General features: G+C 75.5%; 14 protein-coding genes. 10 read left to right on the top strand and 4 right to left on the bottom strand.

Going from position 1 to position 12,370, the window contains the following annotated elements:
* Positions 1–9: 9 nt before the first annotated feature.
* Positions 10–879: a universal stress protein gene (locus tag ABD361_RS05190; protein WP_344433499.1), complete on the bottom strand. Its 870-nt coding sequence runs from the start codon at positions 877–879 to the stop codon at positions 10–12.
* 272 nt (positions 880–1,151) lie between these two features.
* Between ABD361_RS05190 and ABD361_RS05185 the strand changes: the two genes are divergently transcribed.
* From ABD361_RS05185 to ABD361_RS05175, 3 genes are read left to right on the top strand one after another with little or no spacing between them, the layout of a single operon-like run.
* A complete protein-coding gene (locus ABD361_RS05185) occupies positions 1,152–1,694 on the top strand; it encodes a DUF6230 family protein (RefSeq protein WP_344433498.1) in 543 nt (180 codons plus the stop codon).
* Positions 1,685–2,065: a DUF6114 domain-containing protein gene (locus ABD361_RS05180; protein WP_344433497.1), complete on the top strand. Its 381-nt coding sequence runs from the start codon at positions 1,685–1,687 to the stop codon at positions 2,063–2,065. The genes ABD361_RS05185 and ABD361_RS05180 overlap by 10 nt, the downstream gene beginning before the upstream one ends.
* Positions 2,062–2,580, top strand: coding sequence for a hypothetical protein (locus ABD361_RS05175; protein WP_344433496.1), 519 nt, complete (start codon positions 2,062–2,064; stop codon positions 2,578–2,580). Before ABD361_RS05180 ends, ABD361_RS05175 begins: the two co-directional genes overlap by 4 nt.
* Positions 2,581–2,592: 12 nt before the next feature.
* Here the strand turns inward: ABD361_RS05175 and uppS are convergent, their stop codons facing one another.
* The gene (gene uppS / locus ABD361_RS05170; protein WP_344433495.1) at positions 2,593–3,408 is read right to left on the bottom strand and encodes a polyprenyl diphosphate synthase; all 816 of its coding nucleotides are present in this window, start codon (positions 3,406–3,408) and stop codon (positions 2,593–2,595) included.
* A gap of 127 nt (positions 3,409–3,535) precedes the next feature.
* On the opposite strand from uppS, the gene ABD361_RS05165 reads away from it, so the two are divergent.
* A complete protein-coding gene (locus ABD361_RS05165) occupies positions 3,536–4,138 on the top strand; it encodes a phosphatase PAP2 family protein (RefSeq protein ID WP_425583153.1) in 603 nt (200 codons plus the stop codon).
* On the opposite strand, the gene ABD361_RS05160 is transcribed toward ABD361_RS05165, so the two are convergent.
* Complete coding sequence (locus tag ABD361_RS05160; RefSeq protein WP_344433492.1) at positions 4,125–5,480, bottom strand: cytochrome P450; 1,356 nt, start codon at positions 5,478–5,480, stop codon at positions 4,125–4,127. The genes ABD361_RS05165 and ABD361_RS05160 overlap by 14 nt on opposite strands.
* A gap of 58 nt (positions 5,481–5,538) precedes the next feature.
* On the opposite strand from ABD361_RS05160, the gene ABD361_RS05155 reads away from it, so the two are divergent.
* Genes ABD361_RS05155 through ABD361_RS05145 form a run of 3 tightly spaced genes read left to right on the top strand, consistent with a single transcriptional unit; the run spans position 5,539 to position 9,660 of the window.
* A complete protein-coding gene (locus ABD361_RS05155; protein WP_344433491.1) occupies positions 5,539–7,041 on the top strand; it encodes an FAD-dependent oxidoreductase in 1,503 nt (500 codons plus the stop codon).
* Positions 7,038–7,553 carry a nitroreductase family deazaflavin-dependent oxidoreductase gene (locus ABD361_RS05150; RefSeq protein ID WP_344433490.1) on the top strand — a complete coding sequence of 172 codons (516 nt, stop codon included), beginning with the start codon at positions 7,038–7,040 and terminating at the stop codon, positions 7,551–7,553. Before ABD361_RS05155 ends, ABD361_RS05150 begins: the two co-directional genes overlap by 4 nt.
* A 52-nt stretch (positions 7,554–7,605) precedes the next feature.
* Complete coding sequence (locus ABD361_RS05145; protein ID WP_344433489.1) at positions 7,606–9,660, top strand: APC family permease; 2,055 nt, start codon at positions 7,606–7,608, stop codon at positions 9,658–9,660.
* Positions 9,661–9,666: 6 nt separating this feature from the next.
* Here ABD361_RS05145 and ABD361_RS05140 read toward each other — a convergent pair whose 3' ends face one another.
* A complete protein-coding gene (locus ABD361_RS05140) occupies positions 9,667–10,278 on the bottom strand; it encodes a TetR/AcrR family transcriptional regulator (RefSeq protein WP_344433488.1) in 612 nt (203 codons plus the stop codon).
* Between the two features lie 88 nt (positions 10,279–10,366).
* Between ABD361_RS05140 and ABD361_RS05135 the strand changes: the two genes are divergently transcribed.
* The 3 genes from ABD361_RS05135 to ABD361_RS05125 all read left to right on the top strand — a co-directional run bounded on the left by ABD361_RS05135 (position 10,367) and on the right by ABD361_RS05125 (position 12,345).
* Positions 10,367–10,783 (top strand): DUF4345 domain-containing protein, encoded by a 417-nt coding sequence (locus ABD361_RS05135; protein WP_344433487.1) that lies wholly within the window; start codon positions 10,367–10,369, stop codon positions 10,781–10,783.
* Between the two features lie 105 nt (positions 10,784–10,888).
* Positions 10,889–11,989: a PP2C family protein-serine/threonine phosphatase gene (locus ABD361_RS05130; protein WP_344433486.1), complete on the top strand. Its 1,101-nt coding sequence runs from the start codon at positions 10,889–10,891 to the stop codon at positions 11,987–11,989.
* Entirely contained in the window at positions 11,986–12,345 is a 360-nt protein-coding gene (locus ABD361_RS05125; protein ID WP_344433485.1) for a VanZ family protein, read from the top strand. The genes ABD361_RS05130 and ABD361_RS05125 overlap by 4 nt, the downstream gene beginning before the upstream one ends.
* Positions 12,346–12,370 lie beyond the last annotated feature (25 nt).

Below are 12,370 nucleotides of genomic sequence, written 5' to 3'. Positions count from 1 at the left end.
AGCGGTGGTTCAGCGGTGCCCGGTGGCCTGCGGCGGGGGCGCGACGATCAGCGGGCAGTCCGTCCGGTGGGCGAGGGTGCGGCTGGTGGAGCCCGCCAGCATGCCGCGGAAGCCGCCCCGGCCCCGCGCCCCGACCACCAGGCAGCGGGCACGGCGGGCGGCGGAGGCGAGCATCCCGGCGGGGTCCCCGGTGAGGACCTCGTGGCGGACCTGCACCTCCGGGTACTGCGCGCAGTGTCCGGCGAGGGCCTCGGAGAGCACCAGCCGCGACTCGTCGAGGAACTCCGGCAGCTCCGCGTCCCGCGGACGGCGCACGTCGACGGCGACCAGCCCGGTGCCGGCCAGGGCCGCCTCCTCGAAGGCGAGGGCGACGGCGAGGTCCGAGGCGGGTGAGCCGTCCACGCCGACGACGACGGGTGCGTCCGCGGGCAGCCCGGCCGCCGGCTCGGGCACCAGGACCACCGGGCAGGCCAGGTGGCCGATCAGGGCGTCGCTCTTGTCGCCCGGGGCGAACAGGGTGTCCACCCCCGTGTACCGGCGCGCTCCGAGCACCAGCATCCCCGCCGACTCGGCGGCCTCGCGCAGCACGTGCACCCGCCGCCCGGCCACCAGGGAGGGGACGAGCTCCAGCTCCCGGTGGCGCATGAGCGCGGCCTCCATGGCCCGCTGCAGCAGGGCCTCCCCACCCGCCCGGAAGTGCGTGGCCCAGTGCGGCAGCTCCTGTCCCGGCCCGCCGTGCGGCGGCTTGCCGGTGGGCCACTCCTGGGCGTGCACCAGGTGCAGCGGCAGCCCGCGCCAGGCGGCCTCGTCGGCCGCCCACGCGACGGCGTGCGGGCTCACGGCGGTGCGGGTGACGTCGACGAGCACGGGTCCGCTCACGCGCATCCGCGGGGTCCCTTCCGTCGGCAGGTCCGCTTCCCTTCCGGCTTCCATCATCGGGCCGGACGGGGAGCGGCGCAGGCCGGGGCCGGCCCGCGGGAACCTCCCGCGTCGTCCGTCACACCCGTGGGCGCGGTGCCTGCGGCGTGCGCTCCCCCGTGCTCCGTACGGCCCTGCCGGCCCCCCGGGCGCCCTCGGGCCGCCGTCACCGCGGCCACCGCCCGTCCGTTGGGCAGGACGTGCAGGGGGCGAGGAGGACGCGCGGACGCCGGGTGAACCGGACACGGCTGGCGGTGGCGGGCGGTGTCGCCCTCGCGGCGGCCTGCGGGCTGCTCGCGGCCACGGCCGACGGGGTGCTGGCGGTCTCGGCCGCGGCCTCCGGCGGCGCGTTCAAGCTGACGGGCGAGCGGCTGGAGGGCGAGGGCTTCAGCGAGCGCACCGACGTGCTCGTGGAGCACGGCGGCGCCCGGCACCCGGTCGGCGTGGTGACCGCCGACCAGGCCTGGCTCAAGGGCCTGTGCGCCAGCCTGCTCGTGCCCACCCCCTTCGGGCCGGTGACGCTGCGCGGCAGCGCCGGGCGCATACGGCCCGTCCTGGCCACCGGCATCGTCGTCAACACCGACCGGGTGCGCGGCCGGGAGACCGTCTTCGAGGGCCTGCGCGTCGGCGTGCTTCCGGAGGGCGGCATCGGCGCCAGTACGCGCCATGCGACGGTCGAACGGCCGGAGTTCACCTCGTGGCTGGCCACGGCGGGCACCTTCCGGCTGAGCGACGTGGACATCGGCATCGAGGCGGGCCGGCACGAGTGCTCCTGACGCGGGCGGGGGCGGCGCGGCGGCGGTTCGGCGCCTGGCGCCGCGGCCGGCCGCTGGGCGCGGCGGTGCTGGCCGTGCTCGGCGCGCTGGAGTTGCTCTGGCTGCCGTTCACGGGCTTCCCGGCGGCCGTTCAGGTCGCCGGCGTGGTGGCCGGGGCCGGGCTGTCCACGAGCGTGCCGCTGCTGGTGGCCGCGGTGATGCTGGCCACGCACCCGGGGCTGCACACGCCCGTCGGGCTGACCGTGCTGGCCCTGGCCCTTCTCGCGCTGGTCACCTGCAACGCCGGCGGGATGCTGCTGGGCAGCCTGCTCGCGGGCGCAGGCGGGGTGTGGGGGTTCGCGTGGCTGCCGCCCGAGCGGGAAGCGGGGTGAGGGCCGGCCCTGCCGTCCTGCGGACTCTGCTGGTCTGCGCCGGAGCGGTCCTGGCGTGCACGGCCGCGGACGCCCGCGCCCCGGGGCCGGGCGCGGGCGCCGGATTCGCGGCCGCCGCCGCCCGCGACGTCGCGGGCGCGCCGGTCACCCTCGTCGCCCGCAGGGCGGTGACGGGCCCGGTCGGCTGCGTCCGCCCCGCCGGCGCGGGGCATCCGGTGCTGCGGTGCCGCTTGGAGCGCGCCACGCTCACCGACGCCGTCGTGACCGTCCGTACGGCGGGCCACCCGACCACGGCGCGTTTCGCGTACGCCGGGCTGTCGGGCGGCATCGACGTGGACCTCACCCGCATCGACGCCCGGCTCCTGGGCGTCCTTCCGGTGCACGTCGCCGCGGACCTGCCGCTGCCCGCGGCGGCCGCCCCCGGGCTGGAGCTGACCGACGTCACCCTCAGCGCGGACCGGGTGGCCGTCGGCGGCGGCCGGGTGCGCGACGCCGGGCTGGCGACCGGACGGTGACCACCGGAGGGCTCAGACGGTGCCGAAGCGGCGCTTGCGGGCGGCGAACGCCGTGATGAGGGCGCGCAGTTGATCGCCCGTGAAGTCGGGCCAGAGGGTGTCGACGAAGAAGAACTCCGCGTAGGCGGCGCGCCAGAGCATGAAGTTGGAGATGCGCTGCTCGCCGGAGGTGCGGATGAGCATGTCGATGTCGGGGAGGTCCGGCAGCGGCAGGTGCCGGGCGAAGAGCGGCTCGTCGATGACCTCCGGGTCCAGCCCTCCGGTGGCGGCGCGGCGGGCCAGCACGGCCGCGGTGCGCACGATCTCGTCACGGCCGCCGTGGTTGAAGCAGAAGGCCACGGTCATGGCCCGGCCCGCCCGGGTACGCTCCTCCGCCTCGTGCAGCGCGCGGATCACGGTGGGGGACAGCCGGGCCTCCGACCCGAGCCACCAGAAGCGCACTCCGCGCTCCACATGGCCCTCGAAGGACTCCGAGGCCTCCTCGGCCAGCCGCATCAAGGCGTTCACTTCGGCAGAGGGCCGGTTCCAGTTCTCGGTGGAGAAGATGAACAGCGACAGGTACTCGATGCCCTCCTCCAGCGCGCCGTCCAGCACGGACGACACCGCGCGGACGCCGGCCTCGTGCCCGCTCGTGCGCGGCAGTCCGCGCCGGGCCGCCCAGCGGCCGTTGCCGTCCATGATGAGGGCCACGTGGCGCGGCCGGTGGCCGCCCCCTGCCGCAGCAGACCGCCGGGCAGCGGCGTCCACGGCCATGGGGTAGGTCTCGCGCAGCAGCCATTTGACCACGGATATCCGCCACTTGGCGGCCCGGGCACCTCGACGAGGCATGGCGCCTCCTCACCTCGCGCTCCCGCACGCTGAGAGGAGTCTGCGCCGTGCCGGCGCCACTCACACCTCAAACCATCCGAAAAGATGAAATCATCAATCATAGCCTTGGATAAGCTCGTTGACCGACATGACCGCACCGCCCTCCACCCCGAGCGCCGCCGACCGGCTGGCGCGCCACACCGCGCGCTGCCTCTCACCACCCGTGCTGCCGGTGGCTGCGGGCTGCGCGGTGAGCTGGCACGCCGGCCGGCCCGGTTACGCAGGGCTGGTGTGGGGCGCTACGGCCGCGGTGTGCGGCGCCGTGGCCGTGGCGGTGATGGCCCTCGGCGTACGGCGCGGCTGGTGGTCGGACCTGGCGTTGAGCCGGCGCGCCGAGCGCCCGCTGCCGCTGGCCTGCGCCTCGGCGGCCGCGGCCGTGGTGTGGCTGGTCTGCCTGCGCGCGGGCGCCCCCCGCGACGTGCTGGTACCGGGCGCCCTGGCGCCCGCCGGCGGGGCGGTGTTCGTGCTGTGCACCCGCTTCGGCAAGGTCTCGCTGCACACCTGCGCGGCCGCGGGCAGCGTCGCCCTGCTGGCGCTGCGCGTGGACCCGGTGTGCGCGCTCCTGGCACCCCTGCCGGTGGCCGTCGGCTGGGCCCGGATCCGCCTGGGCGCGCACACGCCGGCACAGGTGTGGGCCGGCGGGCTGCTCGGTGCGGGGCTGACGGTGGCGGTGCTGCTCATCGCCGGCTGACGCGCGGTGCGCAGATCATCTCGATCGAGCGCGGGGAGAGGAAGATGCGCGCCGACGGGTGCGGGCGGGACCCGGGCACGGCCCGCAGCCGCCAGTGGGTGGCGACGGTGGCGACGACGGTCAGCATCTGGTGCATGGACAGCCGGTCGCCGATGCACTTGCGGGGCCCGGTTCCGAAGGGCACGTAGGCGCACCGGGGCAGCAGCGCCGCCCGTTCGGGCAGCCACCGGTCGGGGTCGAAGCGCAGCGGATCGGTGTGGTGGCGCGGGTGACGGTGCATTCCGTAGGCGCTGAAGACCAGTTCCGTACCGGCCGGCAGGGGTACGCCGCCCAGCTCGACGGCTTCGAGGGCGCGGCGCGCGAGCAGCCACACCGGCGGGTACAGTCGCAGCGCCTCGCAGAGCACCCGGCGCGTGTACACCAGTTGCGGCAGGTGCTCGGCGTTCACGTCGTCGCCGGCCAGGACGGTGTCGAGCTCGTCGTGCAGCCGGCGCTCGACGTCCGGATGGGCGGCCAGTTCGTGGAAGACCCAGGGCAGGATGTCGCCGATGCCGTGGGCGGCGGCGATGAGGTAGAAGACGAGCTCGTGGACGATCTGCTCGTCGTCCAGGCCGCTGCCGTCGTCGGCGTAGCGGGCACGGGCCAGGGCGGTGAGAACGTCGCCGTCGTCGCGCCGCGGGTCGGTGCGGCGTTCGTGCAGGGCTGCGCGGAGCGCGGCGCGCAGCCGGGCGCGCGCCCGCAGGAAGCCGCCGGTGCCGGGTACGGGCAGGGAGTCGGTCCAGCGCGGGGCGACCGAGCGCCAGTACAGGCCGGGAACGAGGTTGCGCTGGACGCCGGCGAGGGGGCCGGCCACGGCGGCGGCCGGTTCGCCGCAGAAGACCAGCGCGTTGACCTCGTTGGACAGCGCCAGCAGTTCCTTCTCCAGCCGCAGCCGCAGCCCCGGCCGCCAGTGGGCGAGCCGGTGGCGGGTCACGCGCGCGACCAGTGCCGTCCGCGCGGCCAGCCGCTCGGGGTGGAAGGCCGGTTGGATCGCCCGGCGGTGGCGCCGGTGGGCGGCGGAGGGGGTCAGGCCCTCGACATGCATGTCCATCACCAGGCTGACGCCGAGCTGCGGCCCGGCGGTGTCCGTCAGGCGGCCCTTGACGAAGTCGCGGGCCCCGGTGACCAGGAGGTGGTGCAGCAGCCCCGGGTCGGTGACGAGGTAGGAGGGGTGGAGGCCGGGGCGGAAGCGCACGAGGGGGCCCAGCTCGTTCATCCCGGCGATGAACTCCGTGGGACGGAACCACAGATCGGCGCCGTGGCCGATGAGCGGCAGTGCTCCGCGAGCCGTCGGGACGTCCATCGGCACCCCCCAGGGCCGGTCCGTGAGGTTTCCCCGCCTTCATGGGTACATACCCGTCATGACGGTCAGGGACGTCGTCGTCGTGGGCTCCGGTTTCGGCGGTTCGGTGGCCGCGTTGCGCCTGGCGGAGCGGGGGCACCGGGTGACGGTCGTGGAGGCCGGCTGCCGGTTCGCCGACGCCGACTTCGCCGCCTCCCCCTGGCAGGCGCACCGCCTGCTGTGGGCTCCCCGGCTCGGCCTGCGCGGCATTCTCCGGGTGCGGGTGCTGCGCAACCTGCTGGTGCTCACGGGTGTGGGGGTGGGCGGTGGTTCGCTGGCGTACGCCGGGGTGCTGCACCGGCCCGCCGCGGGGGCCTTCCGCCGGGCCGGGTGGGACCCGGCGGTGGACTGGGCGGCCGAACTGGCCCCGCACTACGCGGTGGCCGAGCGCATGCTGGGCGCCGCCCCGGCGCCGCTGCCCGACGCGGACGGCGCGGGTGAGGCGGTGCTGCGCCGGGTGGCCGGGGACGCGGGGGCGGGCGGCTCCTTCGGGCCGACCCGGGTGGGCATCGTGCTCGACTCCCCCGGCCGGCCGGTGCCGGACCCCTACTTCGGCGGGCGGGGCCCCGGCCGCACCGGCTGCACCCGCTGTGCGCGCTGCGTCCTGGGCTGCCGGGTGGGGGCGAAGAACACCCTGGTCAAGAACTACCTGCACCTGGCCGGGCGGCTGGGTGCCCGGGTGCTGCCCCTGACCACCGTGACCGCGCTGGCCCCGCGCCCGGACGGCGGCTGGTGGGTGCACACGGCGCCCACCGGCGGCCCGCCGTACCGCCGGGGCGGCGGCCTGCGCGCGGACCACGTGGTGCTGGCCGCCGGTGCGTGGGGGACGCCCGAGCTGCTGCACCGCTGCCGCGCCGCCGGTGCCCTGCCCGGCCTCGGGCCGGCGCTGGGCACCCGGACCTGCACCAACCGCGAGGTGCTGCTGGCCGTGGCGGCGCCCGGCTTCGACGTCGGCCCCGGTGTCGCCGTCGGCGCGCAGGTGCGGGCCGACGAGGCGACGGTGGTGCAACTGTGCCGGGTCGGCGGCGCCGGCCACCCGTTGTCCGCCCTGTTGGCCCCGCTGGCCGGGGCCGGCCCGGGCGCCCTGGCCCACTGGCCGGTGCGGGGCTTCGGCCGGCGCACGGCGCTGCTGCTGGCGATGGAGGCCCGGCCGTCCTCGCTCACCAGCCGGCTGCGGCACGGGCGCCTGGCCCTCGTGCCGGACGAGGGCCCCGGCGAGCCCGCCCGGCTGCCGGCCGCCGACACCCTCGCGCGGGCGTTCGCCGGGCACATCGGCGGCAGCGCCTACGGCCTGTGGTGGAACCGCCTGCTCGGACTGCCCTTCACCGCGCACCTGACGGGCGGCTGCCCGCTCGGCACCGATCCGCGCACGTCCGTCGCCGACCCGGGCCACCGGGTGCACGGCCACCCCACGCTGCACATCGCCGACGCCTCGGTCGTCCCGGCCGGCCTCGGCTGCAACCCGGCGCTGACCGTCACCGCCCTGGCCGAGCGCGCCTTCTCCGCCTGGCCGGGCGCATGAGCAGCCGCGGGAGCGACGGCGGGAGCAGCGGCAACCGCCCCGTGCACCCGGCCCTCGCCCGGGCCGGGGCCACCCGTGCGTTCCTGCTGCTCGCGCCGCACGTGCTGCCGCGCCTGGACCGGGCCGTGCACCGGCTGACGGGCGGCCGGCTGCTGCCCAGCCGGCTGCTCCTGCCGACCGTCGTGCTCACCACCACCGGGCACCGCAGCGGCCGGCCGCATGCGACGCCCCTGTGCGCGTACCGCTGTCCCGACGGCAGCTGGCTGGTCGCGGCCACCAACTTCGGCCGCCCCGGCCACCCGCACTGGAGCACCAACCTGCTGCGCACCCCGCGCGCCACGGTCACCTGGCGGGGCGTGGCCCACCCGGTTCGCGCACACCTGCTCTCCCCCGCGGCGCAGCGCGCGGAGCGCGCCCGGATCCTCGCGGTGCTGCCGGTGTACGACCTGTATGCGGCCCGGGCGGCAGGGCGGGGGGTGCGGGTGTTCCGGCTGCAGCTGCTGACGCGCTGACCGCGTGGGCAAATCACTACATATGCGACCCTTGCGACCTAGGCTCGGCCTCGTGATCAACCTGACGGGGCTCGTGAAGCGGCTGGCCATCGGCCGGGCGAGGCGCAGCGAGGAGCTGGGCGAGACGCTGCTGCCCAAGCGGCTGGCGCTGCCCATCTTCGCCTCCGACCCGCTGTCGTCGGTGGCCTACGCCACCCAGGAGATCCTGCTCGTGCTGACCCTGGGCGGCATGGCGTACCTGCACTTCACGCCCTGGATCGCCGCGGCGGTCGTGGCGCTGATGGCGGTGGTGGTGCTGTCGTACCGCCAGGTGGTGCACGCCTATCCGAGCGGCGGCGGCTCCTACGAGGTGGTCTCGCGGAACCTGGGCCCCTCGGCCGGCCTGGTGGTCGCGGCGTCGCTGCTGGTCGACTACGTGATGACGGTGGCGGTCTCCGTCGCCTCGGGCGTGGACAACGTCATCTCGGCCGTGCCGCAGCTGGCGGACTTCCGCGTGGTGATGGCGGTGGGCTTCGTGGCCCTGCTGACGGGGGTGAACCTGCGGGGCGTACGGGAGTCCGGCCAGGCCTTCGCCGCGCCGACGTACCTGTTCATCACCGGTGTGCTGATCATGGTCGGCACTGGGCTGGTCCGCTGGGCGCTGGGGCACGCGCCCGTCGCGGAGAGCGCCGGCTTCGGCATCGCGCCCGATCCGCGCGACGCGGGGCTGGCCGGCTTCGCGCTGGTCATGCTGTGCCTGCGCGCGTTCTCCAGCGGCTGTACGGCCCTGACGGGCGTGGAGGCGATCTCCAACGGCGTGCCGGCGTTCCGCAAGCCCAAGTCGAGGAACGCGGCCACCACGATGAGCGTCATGGGCGCCATCGCGGTGACCATGTTCGTGGGCGTGACGGCCCTCGCGCTGCTGACCAAGGTGCACATCACCGACGACTCCTGCCGGCTGACCGGCCTGCCGGGCGACTGCGGCTCGTACACCCAGCGCACGGTCATCGCCCAGCTGGCCGCGGCGATCTTCGGGGGCGAGCACAGTGCCGGCTTCTACTTCGTCCAGGCGGCCACCGCCCTGGTGCTGATCCTGGCCGCGAACACCGCCTTCAACGGCTTCCCGCTGCTGGCCTCGATCCTCGCCCAGCACCGCTACCTGCCCCGCCAGCTGCACAACCGCGGCGACCGGCTGGCGTTCTCCAACGGCATCATCGCCCTGGCGCTGGCCGCCGTGCTGCTGCTGTGGTTCTACAAGGCGGACGTCACCAGCCTCATCCACCTCTACATCCTGGGCGTCTTCACCTCCTTCACGCTCTCCCAGGCGGGCATGGTCCTGCACTGGAACCGCGCGCTGCGCGAGGAGGGCGACCAGGCCGTACGGCGGCGGGGGCTGACGGCGCGGGTCATCAACGCCACCGGCGCCGTCGTCACGGGCCTGGTGCTGGTGATCGTGCTGGCCACCAAGTTCGTGCAGGGCGCGTGGCTGGCCGTCGTGGCCGCGGCCGTGCTGTGGACGACGATGCGCGGCATCCGCCGGCACTACGACGCGGTCGCCGCCGAACTGGCCGTCGTCGACCCGCGGGCCGAGCTGGTGCGCCCCACGCGCGTGGTGGCGATCATCCTGGTCTCCACGATCCACAAGCCGACGCTGAGGGCCCTGGCCTATGCCAGGGCCCTGCACCCGGACCACCTGGAGGCGCTGACCGTCTCGGTGGACCGGGAGGAGACCAAGGCCCTGCAGGGGCAGTGGACGGCCCTGGACGCCGACGTCCCGCTGAAGGTGCTCGCCTCCCCGTACCGGGAGATCACCCGGCCCGTGGTGGAGTACGTGCGCTCCATCCGGCGCGACAGCCCCCGGGACGTGGTGGGGGTGTTCATTCCCGAGTACGTGGTGGGCCACTGGTGGGAGCACTTCCTGCACAACCAGTCCGCGCTGTGGCTCAAGAGCCGGCTGCTGTTCACCCCCGGCGTGATGGTCACCAGCGTGCCCTGGCAGCTGAGCTCCTCCCGCCGGGCCGACCACCCCGCCCGCCGCGCCCCGGGCGCCATCCGCCGCGGCGAGCCGGTGCCCCTCCACCAGCACCACCACCCGTTCGCCCACCACGGCCGCGAGCAGCAGAAGTAGCCCTCCTCAAGGGCAGGCGCCGTCGGCGGTGAGCGGGCCGGGGCCGACGAGGGGGCCGAGTGCGCCCGTCAGGGCGCCGAGGCACGTCTCGCGCAGTGCGTCGCGGGAGCACATCCGCCGGGTGAGCCATTCCACGCACAGGGCACGGACGAAGGCCAGCCAGCTCATGAGGACGGCCGACATCAGCTCGGGGGGCACCGCGTCGAAGGCGGCCGCACCGGCCAGGCGCTCGCGGAGCACGGTCATCTCCCCGAGGACGACGGCCTGGATCACGGGATCGCCCGCGAGCGTGCGGTTCGCGGCGAGCACGGTGTGACGGTTCTCGGCGAAGTAGTCGATGTGGCGGTCGAGTCCGGCGCGTACCTGGGGGATCAGGGGCAGGGACCGGTCGATCGGCGTCGCGTCCAGGAGCCGGTCTGCGGCCTGCCGGTAGACCGCCGCGAAGAGGTCGCGCTTGCTCGGGAAGTGGCGGTAGAGCAGGGCCCGGGAGACGGCGGCCTGCTTGGCCACGTCCTCCATGAGGACGTCGTCGTACGGCCGGGCCGCGAACAGCTCCGCTGCCACCGTCAGCAGCTGGTGGCGGCGCGCCGCGGGGGTCAGTCTGCTCCGAGTGGTCACGCCCCCAGGCTAGTTGACGCCCGTTCGGGCGGTGCCGTACGTTCGTTCCCAGGCTAGTAGATGCGTGTCTACTAAAGGGGGGCCGGTCGTGACCGGACTGCTCAGATGGCTCCTGCTCCTCATGGGCGCCGCCTGCACGGCGATCGGCGCCGCGCACCTCGTCGCCGGGGTCCACTCCGTCCCCGGAGAGGGCCTTGCGGGTGCGACCGTCGACAGCCGGGAGCGCTTCTACGGCGCGATCTTCATGGGGTACGGCCTCGCCTGGATCCACGTCGCCCGGCGCTCGCCGATCCCGGCCCGTGCCGTCCGGTGGCTGGCGGGTCTGCTGCTGCTCGGCGGTGCCGGCCGGCTGCTGTCCCTCCTCTCCCACGGGCCACCGCACTGGTTCCAGGTGGTCCTCACCGGCACCGAGCTCCTCCTGCCCCCGCTCTTCCTGTGGCTGGCCGCCGTCGAGGAGAAGGCGGCGAGCACGGCGGGACGGGCGGCGCCCGACTCGAACAATTGACCGCCCCGGTTCCCCCGGATGCCGCCCCACGCCTGGCGGCCGTGATCCGTCCGACGGATGCTGGGCCTGCGGGGCGTACGGCACCAACACACCGGGAGCGGGTACGTGAGGGCACCGAGCGCGGGGCGCACCGCCGTGATGCGCTGGTTCCTGCGCCACCTCCCGCTGGTTCCGGTCGTGATGCTGGTCGGCGGCGCCCTCATCGACGTCAACACCCCGCCGCACTTCAGCCTGGAGGCGGTCTACACCGCCGCGCCGATGACGGCCGCGGCACTGCTGTCGCTGCGCGCCACGATCCTGGCGGGCATCGGCGCGTGCCTCGCCGACGCGCTGGTGCTCGCGCACTTCGGCTTCCTCGACGAATCCGGCGGCCGCAGCGAGCTGGCGACGGTCGCCACGGTCTCGGCCCTCGCCGTCGTCGTCAGCCGGCTCATGCACTACCGGGACGTCCGGCTGCAGTCCGCGCGCGAGGTCGCCCTCGCGGTGCAGCGCGCCGTCCTGCCGCACCCGCCGCCGCGCCTGGGCCCGGTGCGCATCGCCGTGCGCTACCAGTCGGCCGTGCGGGAGGCGCAGATCGGGGGCGACCTGTACGGGGTGCAGGCGACCCCGTACGGCGTGCGCTGCCTGGTCGGGGACGTGCGGGGCAAGGGCATGCAGGCGGTCAAGGCCGTCGACGTGGCCCTCGGGGTCTTCCGCGAGGCCGCGGAGGACGAGCCGGCGCTCACCGGCATCGCGGCCCGTCTCGAACGGGCGCTGGTGCGCGAGGCCGCGGAGCGCGCCGGGTTGGAGGAGACGGAGGGGTTCGTCACCGCGGTGCTGGCCCAGATCCCGTACGCCGGCGACGAGGTGCTCCTGGTCAACCGCGGCCACCCGGCGCCGCTGCTGCTGCGGCCGGACGGCGAGGTGCGCTGCGCGGAGCCGTCCGACCCGGCGCTGCCCCTGTGCCTGGCCGGGCTGGGGCCCGACGGGGTGGCGGCCGACGCCCTGGCCTTCCCCGCGGGGACGACCCTGCTGCTGTACACGGACGGCCTGACCGAGGCCAAGGACCGCACGGGCGCCTTCTACGATCCCGTCGCCGCCCTGACCGGCCGTCGCTTCCGCGGGCCGGAGGAGCTGCTCGACGCGCTGCTGGCCGACGTCACCCGGCACACCGGGGGCAGCATCACCGACGACATGGCCCTGCTCGCGCTCACCCGGGACCGGTGAGCACTCACGGGGCGGCGCCCGCCGGGGCGGGGCAGGCGGTGAACCTGAAGCTGCTCGACGTCTCGAACCCGGCCGACAGCTGGGACTTCTTCCTCAACGTGGTCATGTTCGTCCCCGGCGGGCTGCTGCCGGCGAGCGCGGGCACGCGCCTGGCGACCGCGGCCGCCTGCGGCTTCGCCGGCTCGCTCGCCATCGAGACGATGCAGTACCTCACGTCCTCGGGCCGCACGGCCGACATCAACGACCTGCTGTCCAACTCGGGCGGCTGCGTGGCCGCTTACGCCTGTGCCGCGGCGGTCCGGGCGGCCGCCCGGAGGGCGGCGGCGACGGCCGCCGGGCCGCGGCTGCGGGGCTGACGCCGGTCCGCGTTCCCTCCGGGTC

Origin of the sequence: Streptomyces luteosporeus (assembly GCF_039532865.1) — a bacterium.
Lineage (GTDB): Bacteria > Actinomycetota > Actinomycetes > Streptomycetales > Streptomycetaceae > Streptomyces > Streptomyces luteosporeus.
The sequence above is the reverse complement of the archived record's forward strand: the minus strand, read 5'-3'. Positions and strand labels throughout refer to the sequence as shown.